The organism is Streptomyces litmocidini, from assembly GCF_014649755.1.
In the GTDB taxonomy this organism is placed as follows: domain Bacteria; phylum Actinomycetota; class Actinomycetes; order Streptomycetales; family Streptomycetaceae; genus Streptomyces; species Streptomyces litmocidini.
Genome location: NZ_BMTQ01000002.1, coordinates 476,108 through 494,467 on the forward strand (window position 1 = coordinate 476,108; position 18,360 = coordinate 494,467).

Below are 18,360 nucleotides of genomic sequence, written 5' to 3' on the forward strand. Positions count from 1 at the left end.
GGAACAGCATGCCGGACCCCGCCGCGCGCGATGCCGCCGAAGAGGCGTCGGCCTTCTCGCACCCGGCCGTCGCGCCGGACGCCACCGCCGCGTACGGCGACCACCCGGACCAGGTGGTCGACTTCTACGCCCCGCGCGACGGGCGCACCCGGGCCCCGCTCGTCGTCGCCCTGCACGGCGGCGCCTGGCGGGCGCCGTACGACCGGCGGCACCTGACCCCCTTCGTGGACTTCCTGGCCCGCCGGGGCTTCGCCGTGGCCAACGTCGAGTACCGGCGCGGCCCCGGCCTCCCCCACCAGGGGGGTGCGGCCCCGGTCGCCGGGCGCTGGCCGGAGACCTTCGACGACGTGGCGGCGGCGCTCGACGCCGTGCCGGACCTGGCCGCCGAGCACCTTCCGCAGGCCGACCCGCGGCGGACCGTCCTCACCGGCCACTCGGCGGGCGGCCACCTCGCGCTGTGGGCCGCCGCCCGGCACGTGCTGCCCGCGGACTCGCGCTGGCGCCTGTCGGCCCCGCCGGAGCTGCGCGGAGTCGTCGCCCTCGCCCCGATCGCCCACTTCGGGCGGGCGGTGGAGCTCGGGGTGTGCGGCGGGGCGGTCACGGAACTCCTGGGCGGCGAGGGGGAGTACGCGGCCAGGGCGGCGTCCGCGGACCCCGCCGCCCTCCTGCCGACCGGCATCGCGACGACCCTCGTCCAGGGCCGCGAGGACGTCGTCGTGCCGTACGCGGTGGCCGACGCGTACGCGGAGGCGGCGGCGAAGGCGGGCGAGGAGGTCGGCCTGACGCTCCTGGAGGACATCGGCCACTTCCCGCTGATCGACCCGGCGGCGGACGCGTGCGCGGTGGTGGCGGAGGAGATCGCCCAGCTGGCGTGGTGAGCGACGGGCGGTGAGCGACGGGCCTGGAATCTGAGATTCCCCTGATTTCCCGTACAACTCTTCGAATCCGTCGCGAGTCTGATCGGGCACACGCTCCCGTGCCCGATCTTCCTCGTGGGGGTTCCACCTTGCAGCTCCGTTCCACCGGCACCCGTCTCGCCACCGCCGTCACGGTCGTCCTCGCCGTCACCGCCCTCGGCGCCGGCACGCTCGCCACCGCCCCGGCCGCCTTCGCGGCGACCTCGGCCACCTCGGCCGACCAGGCCACCGCGGGCCTTCCCGTCTTCCCCGAAGGCTCCGAGCTGGGAGGCGTGGGCACCTCCGGTTTCCTCAGCTACTCCTTCGCCCCCGACACCACCCGGGAGCTGACGTGGACGCCGTACGACGGCGGCGCCGCGGTTCCGCTCCAGGACCCCGAGGGCTGGGCCACGGGCGCCGGTGACGTCGTCGTCCTCGGCGACGCCTCCTGGTCCGCCGACTCCCGTTCGATCACCCTGCGGAACATGGCCGACCCCGCCGCCCCCGCCGTGTCCCTCGACCTCGGCGCGCTGAACGGCACCTACGTGGCCGTGCTGAGCCCGACGAGCGTGCTCGCGCAGGTCATCGACGAGGTCGGGCAGTCCGAACTGCACGTCGTCACCAAGGACGGCGCCACGACGACCAGCCGCAAGATCGCGGGCCTGCCGGCGGACGCCACCGACTTCTTCGGCTCGCCGGCCCACGACGGCTCCGTCCTCGTCGGGTACGAGACGGGACCGGAGGGCGAGCGGACCGGCGGCCGGGCCCTGGTCGACGTGGCGGCCGGGACGGTCACCGCGACGTACGCCTCCCCCGAGTCCGGGTTCGGGTACGGCGGCCTGGACTTCTCCGGTACGCACGTGACCTGGTTCAACTACGAGGCCGGTGTCGGCGACACCATCACCTCCGTCGACCGCAAGACGGGCGAGCAGAAGAAGACCGTCCTGGGCGCCCACACCGACGAGTGGTACAGCAGCCTCGTCGGCGAGTGGCTGGTCTACGGCAACGCCGACCACCCCGCCAAGGCCGTGTCCCTGACCGGCGGCCAGACCGTCGACCTCGGCGTCTCGGCCTCGGGCTCGGCGGCCTCGTCCGACGGCGGCGCCGTGCTGCGCGGCAGCCGGGCCGCCGACGGCGACGGCCTGTTCCGCGTCGCGGCCGGTGCGGACGGCGCCCCGACGGTCACCAAGATCGCGGAGACGGGCACGCCGCCGGTGATCGTGCAGCCGCTGAAGATCCAGCAGGTCCACGTCCCCGACTCGGTCGACCTCGACAAGTCCGGCGGCAAGGTGACCCTGGGCTGGACGCTGTCGCGCGCCGACGCCTACCTGGACGTCACGCTGACGCACATCGCCACCGGCAAGGAGATCAAGAAGCGTCTGACCGCCCCCACGGCCGGCACCGAGTTCTCCTTCGTCTGGCACGGCGAAATCGAGCAGGCGGACGGAGACGTGGACGCGCCGAACGGCAAGTACGCCGTGGAGGCCGAGGCGACGCTGCTCGACGGCTCCGGCGAGCCCGCTTACCAGGGCTGGTCCATGAACCTCACCCGGGCGTACAACCCGCACGACTTCAACGACAACGGCTCCACCGATGTCCTCTACCGGGACCCCGAGGGGGTGCTGTGGCGCGAGGACCTGAAGGACCGTACTCCGCTGTACGGCGAGGTCAGCACCGCCAAGAACACCCGCATCGGCGCGGGTTGGGGGATCTACAAGCAGATCGAGGCCGTCGGCAACGTGGGCGGCGCCGCCCACGGTGACGTGGTCGCGGTCGACGGCTCCGGCGTGCAGTGGCTCTACCTGGGCAAGGGCGACGGCACGTTCGCCCCCCGCGTGCAGGTCGGCACGGGCTGGCAGATCTACAACAAGATCGCCGCTGGTTCGGACCTCGACGGCGACGGCCGTGCCGACCTGGTGGCCACGGACAGCGCCGGCGTCCTGTGGTTCTACAAGGGCACGGGCAGCTACGCGAAGCCGTACGCGCCCCGGGTCCGGGTCGGCGGGGGCTGGCAGGTCTACAACCACCTCGCCGCCGTCGGGAACATCACCGGCACGGCCGCCGGGGACCTGGTCGCCCGCGACACCTCCGGCGTCCTCTGGCTGTACCAGGGCAACGGCCGCGGCGGCTTCACCCCCCGTGTGAGGATCGGTGGCGGCTGGAGCGCCTACTCCCAGCTCATCGGCGCCGACGACCTCAACAATGACGGACGCCCCGACCTGATTGCATATGGGACGAGCGGCGAGTACGGCGCGTACGTCTACCGCTCCACGGGCGACGCCACGGCCCCCTTCCGCAGCCGTCAGACGACGGGTCTCTTCAGGTACGACGGCCTCAGGTACAGCAGCGTCGCCTAGTCCTCAAGGGGGACCCGGAAGGATCCGCATCCAGCGGGACGACCGGGTCCCCCGCCCCCCGTACCGTTTTCGGTGTGACCCAGACACAGTCCCCCGAGACGAGCCGCAGCCCCGAGTTCCGCCTGGTGCAGGTGGCGCTCGGCGGGCTGCGCCAGGAACTCTTCCACGACGCCTTCGCCTACCGGCCGCTCACGCGCACGGACGCGAACGGCGGGCCGACGCGCTTCCTGCCCGAGCGGATACGGGTGTACGCCGGTCTGCTGCCGCACGCGGTCGTCGCCTTCGCGGCGATGATCGTCTTCCTCATCGGGATGGAGCGCCATCACGGCGTCATCGGTCCGTTCGGGTTCCTGACCGCCCTCGCGCCGGCCGCGATCGTGCTGCTTACCCTGGTCCGGCCGGTCCTCGCCTTCTGGGCCTCGCTCGGCACGGCCCCCTTCGTGGGGTACCTCGCCGGCTACGAGGTCGGCTGGCCCTGGGCGGCGAACTCGCTGGCCGCGCACCTCGTGGTCCTCGTCGTCGTCGCCGCCCGCACCCGGCCCCGTACCGCCGCCTGGATGTGGCTGGTGACGGCGGGCTACTGCTTCTTCGCCGAGGTGTTCCTCGGCGTCGGTGTCACCTCCGACTCGATACCGATGCTCTTCGTCGCCGCGCTCGCCCTCCTCACCGTCACCGTCTTCCAGGTCCGCCGCCAGGCGACCCGCGAGGTCACCGCCCAGCAGACCGTCACCGCGCAGGAGCGTTCGAAGCGGACCCTCCTGGAGGAGCGGACGACCATCGCGCGGGAGCTGCACGACGTCGTCGCCCACCACATGTCGGTGGTCGCCATCCAGGCGGAGGCCGCGCCGTACCGGGTGGAGAACCCTCCGCCGGAGCTGGAGCAGGCGTTCCTCACCATCCGGGAGAACGCCGTCGCCGCGCTGACCGAGCTGCGCCGCATCCTCGGGGTCGTCCGGGCCGAGGACTACGAGGCGCCCGACGCGCCGCAGCCGACCCTCGCCGACCTGGACACGCTGGTCCGCAACGTGCAGGAGGCCGGGCTCGTCGTCGAGAAGACGGTGACCGGCGCGGTGCGCGAGCTGCCGCAGGGCGTGGAGCTCTCCGCGTACCGGATCGTCCAGGAGGCCCTGTCGAACGTGCTGCGGCACGCGCCGGGCGCGGCGGCGAAGGTCGAGGTCAGCTACGTCCTGGGCGGGCTGGGCCTGCGGATCGCCAACGGGCCCGCACGCGGTCTCGTCAAGCCCTCACCGGGCGCCGGGCACGGCATCACCGGCATGCGGGAGCGTGTGACGATGCTGGGCGGGGAGATGACGGCCGAGGCGACCGACGACGGCGGCTACGAGGTGACGGCCTTCGTGCCCGTGAGCCGCGAGGAGAGCGTGGAATGAGCATCAAGGTGCTGATCGTCGACGACCAGATGATGGTCCGCGAGGGCTTCTCGGTGCTGCTCGGCGCGATGCCGGACATCGAGGTCGTCGGCGAGGCGGTCAACGGCCGGGAGGCGATCGCGCAGGTCGCCGCCCTCCGGCCCGACGTGGTCCTCATGGACATCCGGATGCCCGAGCTGAACGGCATCGAGGCCACCCGGGAGATCGTCGCCGCCGACGCGGACGCGAAGGTGCTGGTCCTGACCACCTTCGACCTCGACGAGTACGTGTACCAGGCGCTGCGCGCGGGGGCCTCCGGCTTCCTCCTCAAGGACGCCTCGGCCCGGCAGCTCGCGGACGGCGTCCGGGTGGTCGCGGCCGGCGAGGCGCTGCTCGCGCCGACGGTCACCAAGCGGCTGATCACCGAGTTCGCGAAGGCGCCGGGCTCTCCGCGGCCGCCGGCGACGGCGCAGGTCGGGGAGCTGACCGAGCGGGAGACGGAGGTCCTCGTCCTCATCGCACAGGGCCTGTCGAACGCCGAGATCGCCGATCACCTCGTCGTCGCCGAGTCGACGATCAAGACGCACGTCAGCCGGATCCTGGTGAAGCTGGGCCTGCGCGACCGCACGCAGGCGGCGGTCTTCGCGTACGAGGCGGGACTGGTGCGGGCCGGCGGCTGAGGCCCCGGTACGGGGGGCGGCGCCGGGCCCCGGACGGGCTCCGGTACGGGGATGGCGCCGGGCCCCGGACGGGCTCCGGTACGGGGATGGTGTCCGGTCCGGGGGTAGCGTCCGGACATGGATGCTGTTGACGCCGTGTACGACCCCTGGTCGGCGGAGTTCGTCGCCGACCCGTACCCCGCCTACGCCGAGCTGCGCGCCACCGGCCGCGCCCACTGGCACGCGCCGACCCGCCAGTGGCTGATCCCGCACCACGCGGACGTCTCCGCCCTGCTCCGGGACCGGCGTCTGGGCCGGACGTACACCCATCGCTTCACGCACGAGGAGTTCGGGCGGGAGGCGCCGGACGCCGCGTACGAGCCGTTCCACACGCTCAACGACCACGGACTGCTCGATCTGGAGGCGGCCGACCACACCCGGATCCGGCGGCTGGTGTCGAAGGCGTTCACGCCGAGGACGGTGGAGGACCTGGCGCCGACGGTACGGGCCCTGGCCGCCGGTCTCGTCGGTGACCTGGTCGCGGCGGGCGGCGGCGATCTGCTGTCGGTCGTCGCCGAGCCGCTGCCGGTCGCGGTGATCGCCGAGATGCTCGGCATCCCGGCCGAGGACGAGGAACGGGGGCGGCTGCGTCCCTGGTCGGCGGCGATCTGCGGGATGTTCGAGCTCAATCCCCCGCCGGAGACGGCCCGGCGGGCGGTCGAGGCCTCGGTGGAGTTCTCGGACTATCTGCGGGAGCTGATCGCGCGGCGGCGGAAGAGTCCGGGAAACGACCTGATCTCGTCCCTGATCGCGGTGGAGGAGCTGACGGAACAGGAGATGATCTCCACCTGCGTCCTGCTCCTCAACGCGGGCCACGAGGCCACGGTGAACACCACGGTCAACGGCTGGTGGACGCTGCTCGAGGAGGGCGTACGGCCGGATCCCGAAAAGTTGTCCACAGCTGTGGAAGAACTTCTGCGCCACGACACCCCGCTCCAGATGTTCGAGCGCTGGGTCCTCGACGACATCGAGCTCGGCGGCGTCACCCTCCCGCGCGGCTCCGAGGTCGCCCTCCTGTTCGGCTCCGCCAACCGCGACCCCGCCCGCTTCGGCCCCACCGCCGACGTCCTCGACCTCGAACGGGCCGACAACCCGCACGTCAGCTTCGGCGCCGGCATCCACTACTGCCTCGGCGCCCCGCTCGCCCGTCTCGAACTGACCGCGGTCTTCGGTGAGTTGCTGAGGCAGGCGCCGGGGATGAGGCTCGCGGCGGAACCGGTGCGGAAGCCGGGGTACGTCATCCGGGGCTTCGAGGAGCTGCTCGTGGAGGTGTGACGCTCAGCCGCCGATGTCCCGGCGGCGCAGCCCCGCCAGGCCCGCCGCCGTCAGGGCCGCCGCCAGGGCCGTCAGGACCAGGACCGGGGTCCAGACCACGTCCGGGCCCGGCAGCCTCGGCAGGTGCCCGAAGGGGGAGGCGTCCAGGACGGTCTGCGGCAGGTCGAGGGCGGGGCCGATCCAGCCGAGGGCCAGGCAGAGCCCGGCCGCGCCCCACGCGGCGGTCGCGGTCTTCGGCGCGGCGCCCCAGAGCAGGACCGCGAGCCCGGCGAGCGTCCAGACGGCCGGGAGCTGGACGAGCGCGGCGCCCAGGACCGGGCCGGGCTCGTGCCCGTACGCGAGGGTCAGGCCGAGCCCGCCGAGGAGCAGGATCAGGGCCGAGCCGCCGAAGGCGATCACCAGGTGCCCGGCGGCCCAGCGGAGCCGGCCGAGGGAGCCCGCGAGGAGCGGTTCGGCCCGGCCCGAGGTCTCCTCCCCGTGCGCCCGCAGCACGGACCCGACCGCGTACAGGGCCGCGAGCATCCCGAGGAGGGAGGCCATGGTGGCGAGGAAGGCGTCGGTCAGCGCGCTCTGGCCGCCCATCCGCTCGAAGATCTCCCGGGCCCGTTCGTTGTCGCCGACGATGCCGGCCGCGCCCTCGGCCATCCCGCCGAAGACGAGCCCGCCGAGCAGGAAGCCGAGGGACCAGCCGAGGAGCGTGCCGCGCTGGAGCCGCCACGCGAGCGCCCCGGCCGTCGCGAGCCGTCCCTCCGCCGGGCCGGGCCGGGTCGGGAAGAAGCTCGCGCCGACGTCCCGGCGGGCGGTCAGCACGTACGCCGCCGCCGTCTGGGCCAGGGCGGCGGCGAGGATCAGGAGCAGCACCCACCAGCGCTCGCCGGCGAAGGCGCGGACGTGCTCGGCCCAGCCGACCGGCGAGAGCCAGGTCAGGACCGAGTCGCCGTCCGCCCTGCCGGAGTCGCCGGCCGCCCGCAGGGCGAACGCGAGGCCCAGGACCGCCGCCGACAGGCCCTTGGCGAGCCGGGCGCTCTCCGTGAACTGGGCGGCGAGCGCGGCCGTCGCCGCGAAGACCATGCCGGTGCCGCCGATCGCCAGACCGAGCGCGAGCGCCCCGGCTGCGCCCTGTCCGGCGAGGCCGGCGGTGACGAGGAGGGCGACGGCCGTGTTGAGGACGAGGGCGGTGAGGAGCGCCGCCGTCAGCGGCGCCCGGCGGCCCACCGCCCCTGCGGACAGCATCTCCTGACGGCCCGTCTCCTCCTCCTCGCGGGTGTGCCGGACCACCACGATCAGGCTCGCGACGGCGGCGAGGACCGCGCCGAAGGTGCCGAAGCGCCAGGCGACGAGGCCGCCGAGGGAGTCGCCGAAGACCGGCCCGTACAGCGCGCGCATCGAACTGTTGGCGGTCATGGAGGCGGCGAGCCCGGCCCGTTCGGCGGCCGTGGAGTACAGCCCGCCCAGGGAGCCCGCGCCGCTCGCGACCAGGCCGCCGGTGACGAGCGCCCAGACGGGGAGCGTCAGCCGGTCGCGGCGGAGCGCGAGCCGGGTGAGGACGCCGGTGCCGGCGAGGGGCCCGCTCCGGGCGGGGACGGCGGTGCCGGCGAGGGTCATGACGCCACCTCGTCCGTGTAGTGCCGGAGGAAGAGCTCCTCCAGGGTGGGCGGGGTGGACGTCAGGCTCCGTACGCCCGAGGCGGTCAGGGAGCGGAGGACGGCGTCGAGCTTGTCGGTGTCGACCTGGAACTTCACCCGGGCCCCCCGCACGTCGAATCCGTGGACGCCCGGCAGGTGGGCGAGGCTGTCGGGCGGTCCGGCGAGTTCGGCGGTGACGCTGGTGCGGGTCAGGTGCCGCAGCTGCGCGAGCGAACCCGACTCCACGGTCCGGCCCTTGCGGACGATGCTGATCCGGTCGCAGAGCGCCTCGACCTCGCTGAGGATGTGGCTCGACAGCAGGACGGTCCGGCCCCGGTCGCGGGCCTCCTCGACGCAGCTCTGGAAGACCTCCTCCATCAGCGGGTCGAGGCCGCTGGTCGGCTCGTCGAGGACGAGCAGGTCGACGTCGGCGGCGAAGGCGGCGACCAGGGCGACCTTCTGCCGGTTGCCCTTGGAGTAGGTGCGGCCCTTCTTGGTGGGGTCGAGCTCGAAGCGTTCGATCAGCTCGGCCCGCCGGGCCCCGTCGAGGCGGCCGCTCCCGCGCAGCCGGCCGTACAGGTCGATGACCTCGCCGCCGGAGAGGTTGCGCCAGAGCGTCACGTCGCCGGGGACGTACGCGATCCGGCGGTGGAGTTCGACGGCGTCGCGCCAGGGGTCGCGGCCGAGGAGCCGGGCGGCGCCGGAGTCGGGCCGCAGCAGGCCCAGGAGGACCCGGATGGCGGTGGACTTCCCGGCGCCGTTGGGGCCGAGGAAGCCGTGGACCTCGCCGGCCTCGACGGTGAGGTCGAGGCCGGCGAGGGCGTGGGTGCGCCCGAAGGACTTGTGGAGTCCGCTGACGCTGATCGCCTTCGTCATGCTTCTGAACGTACGGTAGTTTCACAAATTTGTGAAGTTAAGGAACCGTATAAAATCATGGGATGGGCGAGAGCGAGATGACGACGAAGACCGACGGGACGGACGGGGCCGGAGGAACCCGCGACGAGGCGGTCTCCCGCTTCGTGGAGCGCTTCGCCGCCGAGATGACCGCCGCCGGCATGCAGCGCATGGGAAGCCGCGTCTTCGCGGCCCTCCTCGCCTCCGAGACGGCCTCCATGACCTCGGCGGAGCTGGCCGAGCAGCTGCGGATCAGCCCGGCCGCCGTCTCCGGCGCGATCCGCTACCTCACCCAGGTCGGCATGGTCAGCCGCGAGCGCGACCCCGGCACCCGCCGCGAGCGCTACGTCCTCCACAACGAGCTCTGGTACGAGACCTTCACCCGCCGCGACCAGGTCCTCACCCGCTGGGAGAAGGTCCTCGACGAGGGCGCCGCGACCCTCGGGACGGACAGCGCGGCGGGCCGCCGCATCGCGGAGACGGCCGAGTTCTTCGTGTTCCTGCACGGCGAGATGAACAGGATCATGGACCGCTGGCGCGCCCGCAAGGACGCGCAGACGGGCTGATCAGGGCGCCCGGGTCTCCAGCGGCGGAGCGAGCCGCTCCAGGAGCGCGGTGAACTCCGGCCGCCCGTCGGCCTCCCGGTACGGCCCCGCCGCCCACAGCGGGCGCCCGTCGATCCAGGGCACGACGAACGGCATGCGGCCGTCGGGGGTGAAGTCCCGCCGGCCGTGCAGCCAGGCGGTGCCGACGGGCCGGGCCGGCAACCCGCGGCGCGGCCTCTTCGGCGGGCCCGGCGGGATCAGCGGGAGCAGCCCCTCGGGCTGGACGTACAGGCCGCCGTGGACGGGGAACAGCACCAGGACGGGGCCGCCGCCGTGCGGGTCGTACAGCAGGACGTACCGGCGCGGGGTGGGCGGGGAGGCGGTCGCGGCCCGGGCCATCAGCCGCGCCGCGGGCCTGCCGGCGGTCACCAGCTGGTGGCAGGAGTACACGAAGGCCCCCAGGACCAGGACGCCGATGCCGTACAGCTTCGGGACGTCCCCCTCCGGCGGCCCGGTCAGCGCGGCCGCGCCGACGGCCGCGCAGAACGCGAACGCGACCAGCACCCGGGGCACCCCGGCGACCCTCCGCAGGCTCCGCACCCGCCACCAGGGCACCTCGCGCACGTCCGCCTCCGGGCGGAGCGCCTCGTCCTGGGGAACGGCCTGCCGCCGGGCGTGCGCGGCGAGCGCCGCGTACATCGGCCCGGCCGCGCGGGGCAGCTCGCCGAGGCGTACGGAAAGGCCGTCCACGGTGACGTGCTCGGTGACGCTCGCCGGCCCCTGCGGCTGCTTCGGGGCGGCCCGGCGCATCAGGCCCTCCGCCTCCGCGCGCGCCACGATCCGGCGGCGCACGCGCCCGCCGCGCATCGGCTTCGCCCAGATCAGCGGCCCGCCGCCGGGCGGGGCGAGGACCCCGCCCGCGCGCGGGTCGCCGCACCACCACAGCACGCCGTCCGGACCCGGCCGCAGCAGCTCGTAGCGCTGCCGGGTCGCGATCACCGTCAGCGGCCACGCCTCGTCGCCGTCCGGGGAGCGCAGCACCACGCTCGTCGCGTACCGGCTCTCGCCGACCCCCACGGCGGGATGCGCCGACCAGACGCCCGCGCCGAGGACCCGCCGCATCCGCCGCGCGAGGACCAGCGAGCCGGCCCCGGCGCCCACCGCGACGATCCCGAGCGCGAGGATCCAGGAGACCGGGGCGGGGACCCCGGTGCTCCCGACGACGGCGCCCAGGGCGAGCGTCACGCCACCCGCACCGATCAGCCACCCCGCTCTTCGCCGGTACCGCCCCAGCGCCCCCGCCGTCTCCTCGACGTCCAGCGCACACGTCATCACACGTCCCCCCGCCCCTCCGGTCACCCTGCGTCGACGCTAGGGCCTGAGGAACGCGGCGCGCCAGCGGCAATCGGGCGAGGGCCTCGACTAGGCGGCGTCCCGGGGCAGGACCAGCCCCCACGCCCCCGCCCGGACCGTCCACGTCCGCCGCCGCACCGGCCCCGTGATCCGGCCGTCCGCGCGGTAACGGAAGTCGGGGCCCGAGACGGTGAGGGTGCGGGCGGTCGCGTGGCGCGGCGGGGCCGCCGACGGATGGACGGTCACCTCCGCCGTACCGCCCGTGAAACGGACCGACAGGCCCTCCACCGGCGCGTCGACGTCGGCGAGCAGCACCCCGTCCGCCTCCACCCGCAGCCGGTGCGTGCGGACGGCGAGGGCGGCCGGGGCGGGGCGGACCAAGATGCGGACGAGGGAGCGGCAGGTGCCCCAGACGGACGGCGCCGCCGGGACGAGGTCGGGCAGGCACGGCACCAGGAGGTCGCCGAGGACGACGCCGTCGCTGTCGTCGACGAGCAGGTCGAAACGGCGCACGGCCCCGTGGAGGACCGCCCGCGCCGCCGCCGGCGTGGAGCGCGGCACGCCGAGCGCGCGGGCCACTTCCAGGTCGTCGGGGGCGCCGATCGGAACGAGCGAGAGGGCCCCCTCGGCGAGCTCCCGCTCGCGGTGCAGCAGGGCCACCGTACGGAGCAGCGCGCGGTCGTCGCCGAGGACGACGGGGCGCCGGGAGCCGCGCCGGGCCAGGGCCCGGCAGAATTCCTCGGGGCCGTCCGGCAGGCAGATCTTCGCCTCCGCGCCCGCGGACAGCACGTCTTTCGCGATCCGTACGGACTCGCCGTCATTTCGGCGGGCGACCGGGTCGACGATGACCAGCAGCTGGTCGTGATCCGACACCTCGGTCCTTCCTCGGGTAGCATCTTTGTGCAAGAGCCCCTTGCGCTATTGCGCCAGGGGCTTCGTCTATTCCGGGGCACACCGGTGAGGCGGCGTACGCCCCCTGACCTTGGACATGCCCCACCCGGAAGGGGTGTACGCCTGTGCCCGCACTTGTGCTGCTCGGTGCTCAGTGGGGTGACGAGGGCAAGGGAAAGGCCACCGACCTCCTCGGTGGATCCGTGGACTACGTGGTGCGTTACCAGGGCGGCAACAATGCCGGCCACACGGTCGTCGTCGGCGACCAGAAGTACGCGCTGCATCTCCTCCCTTCCGGAATCCTCTCACCGGGGTGCACCCCGGTGATCGGGAACGGTGTCGTCGTCGACCCGGCGGTCCTGCTCTCCGAGCTGAGCGGACTGAACGAGCGAGGCGTCGACACGTCGAAGCTCCTGATCAGCGGCAACGCCCATCTGATCACCCCGTACAACGTCACCCTCGACAAGGTGACGGAACGGTTCCTCGGCAAGCGCAAGATCGGCACCACGGGTCGCGGCATCGGTCCGACCTACGCCGACAAGATCAACCGCGTCGGCATCCGGGTCCAGGACCTGTACGACGAGTCGATCCTCACCCAGAAGGTCGAGGCGGCGCTGGAGGGCAAGAACCAGCTCCTCGCCAAGCTGTACAACCGCCGCGCGATCGACGCCGCGCAGATCGTCGAGGAGATGCTCCAGTACGCGGAGCAGATCAAGCCGTACGTGGCGGACACCACCCTGATCCTCAACAACGCGCTCGACGAGGACAAGGTCGTGCTCTTCGAGGGCGGCCAGGGCACGCTCCTCGACGTCGACCACGGCACGTACCCCTTCGTCACCTCCTCGAACCCGACCGCGGGCGGCGCCTGCACGGGCGCGGGCGTGGGCCCGACGAAGATCTCCCGCGTCATCGGCATCCTCAAGGCGTACACGACCCGCGTCGGCGCCGGCCCGTTCCCGACGGAGCTGTTCGACGAGGACGGCGAGGCGCTGCGCCGCATCGGCGGCGAGCGCGGCGTCACCACCGGCCGCGACCGCCGCTGCGGCTGGTTCGACGCGGTCATCGCCCGCTACGCGACCCGGGTCAACGGCCTGACGGACTTCTTCCTCACCAAGCTCGACGTGCTGACGGGCTGGGAGCAGATCCCGGTCTGCGTCGCGTACGAGATCGACGGCAAGCGCGTCGAGGAGCTGCCGTACTCGCAGACCGACTTCCACCACGCGAAGCCGGTCTACGAGATGCTGCCGGGCTGGTCCGAGGACATCACCAAGGCGAAGACCTTCGCGGACCTGCCGAAGAACGCCCAGGCGTACGTGAAGGCGCTGGAGGAGATGTCGGGCGCCCCGATCTCCGCGATCGGCGTGGGCCCCGGCCGCACGGAGACGATCGAGATCAACTCCTTCCTGTAGGCCTGTAGGCCTGTGGGCCTGTGGGCCTGTGGGCCTGTGGGCCTGCAGGCCTTCGTGCGGCGAGGGCCCGCACCCCGGTTCGCCGGGGCGCGGGCCCTTCTCGTGTCCGTCAGGCGCCCACCTTCGTGTCCCGCCCGACCTTCTCCCACGTGGTGAGGTCCGACCGGACCTGGTCCAGGTGGGCGTGGATCGCGTCGATCGAGTCCGAGCCCAGCGCCAGCCGCAGCGGCGTCTCGTCGGCGTTCAGGGCCGCGAGGACCGCCGCGGCGGCCTTCGCCGGGTCGCCCTCCTCGGTGCCGCCGCCGGTCTCGACGTAGGCGCGGGTGGCGCCGACGGTGTCGGCGTAGTCCTCGATGGAGCCCCCGCTGACGCCGCCGCTTCCCAGGAGGCCGGTGCGGAAGGCGCCGGGTTCGACGACGAGGACGTCGATGCCGAGCGGCCGGACCTCGGCGGCGAGGGCCTCGGAGAGGCCCTCCAGGGCGAACTTGGTCGCGCTGTAGGCGCCGAAACCGGGCAGCGACATCTGGCCGCCCATGCTGCTGATCTGCACGATCGCGCCCGAACGGCGGGCCCGCATGTGGGGCAGGACGGCGCGGGTGAGGGCGGCGGGGCCGAAGACGTGCACGTCGAAGAGCGAGCGGAGCTCCTCGTCGGTGGTCTCCTCGACGGACCCGACGTGGGTGCGGCCCGCGTTGTTGACGAGGACGTCGACGCGGCCGTGGCGCTCGACGAGTCCGGCGACGACCCGGTCGATCGCCGCCGTGTCGGTGACGTCCAGGGCGACCGGGTCGACCTGGTCGGGGTGGGCGGCGACCAGGTCGTCCAGGGCCTCGGTGCGGCGGGCCGCGGCGACGACGACGTCGCCGGCGGCGATCGCGGCCTCGGCGAAGGCGCGCCCGAAGCCGCTGCTCGCGCCGGTGATCAGCCAGACCTTGCTCATGTTCGTGCTCCCCCTCGTGGGTGCCGCCGGGTGGCGGCTCGCTGTCCCGACAAGCTTGGGACGGGGGGACGTTGTCCGTCCAAGATCCGGCGTGATAGCCCATGGTCATGGATGTGCACGGGCGGGACCTCCGCTACTTCCTCGCGGTCGCCGAAGAGCTCCACTTCACGCGGGCCGCCGAGCGGCTGTACGTCTCGCAGCCCGCGCTCAGCAAGCAGATCCGCGCCCTGGAACGGCAGCTCGGCGCGCCGCTCTTCGACCGCGGGCGGCAGGGCGTGGCCCTCACCCCCGTCGGCACGGCCCTGCTGCCGCACGCGCGGGCCGTGCTCGCCGCGTGGGAGGAGGGCCGGGAGGCCTTACGGCGGGCGAGGGCGGCCGCCGACGGCACCCTGGTCGTCGGCATGAGCACCAGCCCCGGCCGCGGCGGGCTGCTGCCCGCGATCCGTTCCCGGTTCACCGAGGCGCACCCGGAGGCCCGGCTCAGGCTGCGCCAGGTGGGCTGGGAGGACCCCACGGCGGGCCTCGCGGACGGCACCAGCGATGTGGCCTTCGTGTGGCTGCCGCTGGTCGGGGCGGACCGTTTCCGCCGGGTCGTCGTCGCGACCGAGCCCCGGCTCGTCGCCCTGCCCGAGACGCATCCGCTGGCCGCCCGGGACGGCGTGGACTTCGCCGAGCTGCTCGACGAACCCTTCCTCGCCCTCCCCGCCACCGGCCCCGAACTCCGCGACCACTGGCTGGCCGTGGAGGCCCGGGGCGGCCGCCCGCCGGTCGTCGGCGCCGAGATCGCCAGCGCGGACGAGGCGTACGAGGCGCTGGTCGACGGCCTGGGTGTCTGCCTGGTCGCCGCCGGCAACGCCTCGCTCCTCACCCGCGGCGGCGTCGTCACCCGCCCCGTCCACGGCGTCGGCCCGAGCCGCTTCGCCCTCGCCTGGCGCACCGCCGACCCCCGCCCCCTGGTCCACGACTACGCCCGCGCGGCGTCCGAAGTCGTCGCGCGTGAGGCCTGAACTCGCCTTGTGCTGCTGGTGGTTCGGCTTCGTAATGAGGGTCACGTCGTAGCGGTTCCATCTCGGGGGGACACATGGAAACGAACGGAACGCCGCCACCCAGACCGGCCCTGCCGCCGGTCCCGCCCGGCCCGCCGCCCCGGTACGGGCTGGTCATCAGCAAGCGGCTGCTCTGGGTGCACGGGGGCGCCTATCCGCTGGAGAACATCGTCCGCGTCTACACCTTCGTGCTCCGGCCCCGGCGCGGGGATGCGTTCGCCCGGTTCCTGAAACGGGGTGGGTTCACGCTCGCCCTGTTCCTGTTCCTGGCGTACCTCTCGAACCCGTCGTCGGGCGGCAGCGACATGGAGGGCTCCCTCGGGACCGTCCTGTTCGTCGTCGGGATGGTGCTGGTCTACTACTTCGGAGACATGGCCTCCGTGGTCTTCGCCCGGTCCCACCACGTCCTCGCCGTCGAGACGAACGGACGCTCCACGGCCCTGGTGACCGGGAAGCGCGAACACCTGAACCAGCTCGTCCGCTCGATCGCCGAGGCGATCGACGAGCCGGACGCGGAATTCAAGGCCTCGGTGGAGACGCTGGCGGTCACCAACTACGGCAACTACTTCTTCGGGGACTCCGTCAACATGTACGGCGGCAGCGGCAACACGGGGGTGGCGAAGTGAGGGCCGGGGACAACCACCACGGCGACGTCGTGAACATGCACGGCGGACACCACAACCAGGGCATCGTGCACCACCACGCCCCGCGGCCCACCCCGGAGGAGACCCTGCGGGCCGTCGTGGAGCTGGCGCGGGCGCTGCGCGGCGAGGTGCCGGAGGAGGACCGCGCTTCCATCGACGACGCGCTGCCCGTCCTCGCCGCCGGTCCGTCCGCCGGGCCGACGGCCCGACGACGCTCGCTGATGGCGCTCGCGGCGGTCGCCGCCACCGTCGGCGCCATCGGCCAGCCCCTCCTGGACTCCGTCCGGGCCGCGCTCGAACTCATCGCCCGCTAGGGGGCGTCCGGCTGGTCCCGGACGAACTCGGCCGGTTCCCCGTCCGCCGTCATCCCGTACACCTGGAGCCGTTCCTCGCCCCGCCGGCGGGTGACGCGGAGGTTGCTGGAGCCGTTCTCGGCGCAGTCCGGGTCCCAGCTGTCCGGGTCGCGGGTCTCCGGGCCGAGGACGAGGAGGGAGCCCGCGCCGCCGACGACGGCGGTGGTGGCGCAGCGGACGTCGTCGGCGAGCAGGTTCCCCTGGTCGTCCGTGCGCGGGTACGCCTGCTCGAAGCGGGCGAGCGGGGCGCCGACCGGGCCCTGGGCGATGGTGAGCCGGTAGGACCAGCGGTCGGGTTCGGGCTGGGTCACCGTGTCCGGCGCCTGCTTCCAGGTGCCGACGTAGGCGGCGGGGACGGCGTCCGGACCGGCCTTGACCCGCTGGAAGGTGCTCCTGGCGACGCCGGAGCCCCATTCGACGACGTCGGTCGAGCGCAGCCTGAGGGTCTGGCGGGCGGCCGGGGTGCAGCGCCGGGCGGGCACGCTCTCGGTGATCTCGGCCTCGCCGAGGACGAGTTCGCCGTCGGTGGCGGAGATCAGGGTGGCCCGGCCGATGCACAGCAGTTCGCCGGTGACGTGGGTGTAGACCGCGGCCCTGGCGCCCGCGGGGCCCTGGGCGATCTCGATCCGGCTGGTCTCGTAGGGCGCGTTCGCCGTGCCCTTGAGGACGCCTTCCCAGGCGCCGAGGAAGGCGGCGGGGACGATCCCGGTGGCGGAACGGCCGGTGCCGCCCTTCCCGCCGCCGGCCGCGGTCCCGCCCGTGCCGCCGGAGCCGTCGCCCCGGCCGGGCCAGTAGGCGTACGCGACGGTGGCGGCCGCCGCGACGACGAGGGCCGTGGCGGCGGCGAGGAGGGCGGTGCGCCCCCGGCGCCGGGGCGCGGCGGGCTCGGTGGGCCCGGCGGGGGCGCCACCGGCCGGCGGGGGAGGGCCGGAGGCGGCCGGGGCGCTCCCCACGGGGGCGGTCCCCTCCGCTTCGAGCAGCCGCGCCGCGTGCCGGCCGAGCCGCGCCAGGACGTCCGCCGGGAGCCAGGGGTCGGCGACCGGGAGGGTCTCGACGATCTCGGCCGCCGTGGGCCGGACCGCCGGGTCCTTGGCGAGGCAGGCCCGGATGAGCCCGGAGAGTTCGGGCGGCAGGTCCGTCAGGTCGGGCTCGTCGTGGGCGATGCGGAACATGGTGGCGTGGACGCCGCTGTCCGCCGTGCCGAAGGGGGCGCGGCCGGTCGCCGCGTACGCGAGCACGGACCCGAGGCAGAAGACGTCCGACGCGGGGCCGACCCGGTCGCCGCGGACCTGCTCGGGCGACATGAAGCCGGGGGAGCCGACGACCGCTCCGGTGGTGGTCAGGTTGCCGCCGTCGGCGACGGTGTCGACGGCGCGGGCGATGCCGAAGTCGATGATCCGCGGCCCGTCGACGGTCAGCAGCACGTTGGACGGCTTGAGGTCGCGGTGGACGAGCCCGGCGGCGTGGATGTGGTCGAGGGCGCGGGCGAGCCCGGACGCCAGGGCCCGTACGGTCGCGGGCGGCAGTGGCCCGAACTCGTCGCCGACGACGGTCCGCAGCGAGGGACCCGGTACGTATCCGATGGCGACCCACGGCGAGTCGGCGGTGGTGTCCGAGCCGAGGACGGGCGCGGTGCCGGTGCCGCCGACCCGTTCCAGGGCGGCGACCTCGCGGGCGAAGCGGCGCCGGAACTCGTCCTGGGCGGCCAGCTCGGCGTGCACGACCTTGACCGCGACGGTCCGCCCGCCGGCCGAGCGCGCCAGGAACACCCGGCCCATTCCGCCGACCCCGAGGCGGCCGATCAGACGGAACGGGCCGACGCCGACCGGATCTTCCGCGTGCAATGACTCCACGTCGCCAGAGCATGCCAGACGAGCGGATCGGCCGTCCCGGAGAGGCGTTCACCCCTCCCCGCCTCCGCCGTCCCCCTTTCCCGGCTCCGCCGTTCACCCCTCCCCACCTCCGCCGTCCCCCTTTCCCGGCTCCGCCGATCACCCCTCCCCGCCTCCGCCGTCCCCTTTCCCCGCTCCGCCGATCACCCCTCCC

Annotated in this window: 16 protein-coding genes; 10 read left to right on the forward strand and 6 right to left on the reverse strand. The window is 74.0% G+C overall.

Going from position 1 to position 18,360, the window contains the following annotated elements; all coding sequences use genetic code 11:
• Positions 1-8: 8 nt before the first annotated feature.
• The 5 genes from IE180_RS05550 to IE180_RS05570 all read left to right on the forward strand — a co-directional run bounded on the left by IE180_RS05550 (position 9) and on the right by IE180_RS05570 (position 6,614).
• Positions 9-878 carry an alpha/beta hydrolase gene (locus IE180_RS05550; RefSeq protein WP_190155601.1) on the forward strand — a complete coding sequence of 290 codons (870 nt, stop codon included), beginning with the start codon at positions 9-11 and terminating at the stop codon, positions 876-878.
• A 128-nt stretch (positions 879-1,006) separates the two neighbouring features.
• Positions 1,007-3,253: an FG-GAP repeat domain-containing protein gene (locus tag IE180_RS05555; RefSeq protein WP_190155602.1), complete on the forward strand. Its 2,247-nt coding sequence runs from the start codon at positions 1,007-1,009 to the stop codon at positions 3,251-3,253.
• A gap of 74 nt (positions 3,254-3,327) precedes the next feature.
• On the forward strand, positions 3,328-4,641 hold the full coding sequence (locus IE180_RS05560) for a sensor histidine kinase (protein WP_190155603.1): 1,314 nt from the start codon (positions 3,328-3,330) through the stop codon (positions 4,639-4,641).
• Positions 4,638-5,300: a response regulator gene (locus IE180_RS05565; RefSeq protein ID WP_190155604.1), complete on the forward strand. Its 663-nt coding sequence runs from the start codon at positions 4,638-4,640 to the stop codon at positions 5,298-5,300. The genes IE180_RS05560 and IE180_RS05565 overlap by 4 nt, the downstream gene beginning before the upstream one ends.
• Before the next feature lie 117 nt (positions 5,301-5,417).
• Positions 5,418-6,614, forward strand: a complete 1,197-nt coding sequence (locus IE180_RS05570; protein ID WP_190155605.1) for a cytochrome P450 — start codon at positions 5,418-5,420, stop codon at positions 6,612-6,614.
• Positions 6,615-6,617: 3 nt separating this feature from the next.
• On the opposite strand, the gene IE180_RS05575 is transcribed toward IE180_RS05570, so the two are convergent.
• Together IE180_RS05575 and IE180_RS05580 are read right to left on the reverse strand one after the other, a co-directional pair.
• Positions 6,618-8,219: an ABC transporter permease gene (locus IE180_RS05575; protein ID WP_190155606.1), complete on the reverse strand. Its 1,602-nt coding sequence runs from the start codon at positions 8,217-8,219 to the stop codon at positions 6,618-6,620.
• Positions 8,216-9,115 carry an ABC transporter ATP-binding protein gene (locus tag IE180_RS05580; RefSeq protein WP_190155607.1) on the reverse strand — a complete coding sequence of 300 codons (900 nt, stop codon included), beginning with the start codon at positions 9,113-9,115 and terminating at the stop codon, positions 8,216-8,218. The genes IE180_RS05575 and IE180_RS05580 overlap by 4 nt, the downstream gene beginning before the upstream one ends.
• Before the next feature lie 62 nt (positions 9,116-9,177).
• Between IE180_RS05580 and IE180_RS05585 the strand changes: the two genes are divergently transcribed.
• Entirely contained in the window at positions 9,178-9,699 is a 522-nt protein-coding gene (locus IE180_RS05585) for a GbsR/MarR family transcriptional regulator (RefSeq protein WP_190155608.1), read from the forward strand.
• Here the strand turns inward: IE180_RS05585 and IE180_RS05590 are convergent, their stop codons facing one another.
• The gene (locus IE180_RS05590) at positions 9,700-11,010 is read right to left on the reverse strand and encodes a hypothetical protein (RefSeq protein ID WP_190155609.1); all 1,311 of its coding nucleotides are present in this window, start codon (positions 11,008-11,010) and stop codon (positions 9,700-9,702) included.
• Between the two features lie 90 nt (positions 11,011-11,100).
• The gene (locus IE180_RS05595; protein WP_229860306.1) at positions 11,101-11,904 is read right to left on the reverse strand and encodes a diacylglycerol kinase family protein; all 804 of its coding nucleotides are present in this window, start codon (positions 11,902-11,904) and stop codon (positions 11,101-11,103) included.
• A gap of 143 nt (positions 11,905-12,047) precedes the next feature.
• Between IE180_RS05595 and IE180_RS05600 the strand changes: the two genes are divergently transcribed.
• Positions 12,048-13,331: an adenylosuccinate synthase gene (locus IE180_RS05600; RefSeq protein WP_190155611.1), complete on the forward strand. Its 1,284-nt coding sequence runs from the start codon at positions 12,048-12,050 to the stop codon at positions 13,329-13,331.
• A gap of 109 nt (positions 13,332-13,440) precedes the next feature.
• Here IE180_RS05600 and IE180_RS05605 read toward each other — a convergent pair whose 3' ends face one another.
• Positions 13,441-14,271, reverse strand: a complete 831-nt coding sequence (locus IE180_RS05605) for an oxidoreductase (RefSeq protein WP_190155612.1) — start codon at positions 14,269-14,271, stop codon at positions 13,441-13,443.
• A 101-nt stretch (positions 14,272-14,372) separates the two neighbouring features.
• On the opposite strand from IE180_RS05605, the gene IE180_RS05610 reads away from it, so the two are divergent.
• The 3 genes from IE180_RS05610 to IE180_RS05620 all read left to right on the forward strand — a co-directional run bounded on the left by IE180_RS05610 (position 14,373) and on the right by IE180_RS05620 (position 16,275).
• Positions 14,373-15,278: a LysR family transcriptional regulator gene (locus IE180_RS05610; RefSeq protein ID WP_190155613.1), complete on the forward strand. Its 906-nt coding sequence runs from the start codon at positions 14,373-14,375 to the stop codon at positions 15,276-15,278.
• Positions 15,279-15,352: 74 nt separating this feature from the next.
• Positions 15,353-15,943, forward strand: coding sequence for a DUF6232 family protein (locus IE180_RS05615; RefSeq protein WP_229860307.1), 591 nt, complete (start codon positions 15,353-15,355; stop codon positions 15,941-15,943).
• Positions 15,940-16,275, forward strand: coding sequence for a hypothetical protein (locus IE180_RS05620; RefSeq protein ID WP_229860308.1), 336 nt, complete (start codon positions 15,940-15,942; stop codon positions 16,273-16,275). Before IE180_RS05615 ends, IE180_RS05620 begins: the two co-directional genes overlap by 4 nt.
• Here IE180_RS05620 and IE180_RS37095 read toward each other — a convergent pair.
• Positions 16,272-18,167 (reverse strand): serine/threonine-protein kinase, encoded by a 1,896-nt coding sequence (locus IE180_RS37095; protein ID WP_190155614.1) that lies wholly within the window; start codon positions 18,165-18,167, stop codon positions 16,272-16,274. The two genes, IE180_RS05620 and IE180_RS37095, sit on opposite strands and share 4 nt — an antisense overlap.
• Between the last annotated feature and the right edge of the window lie 193 nt (positions 18,168-18,360).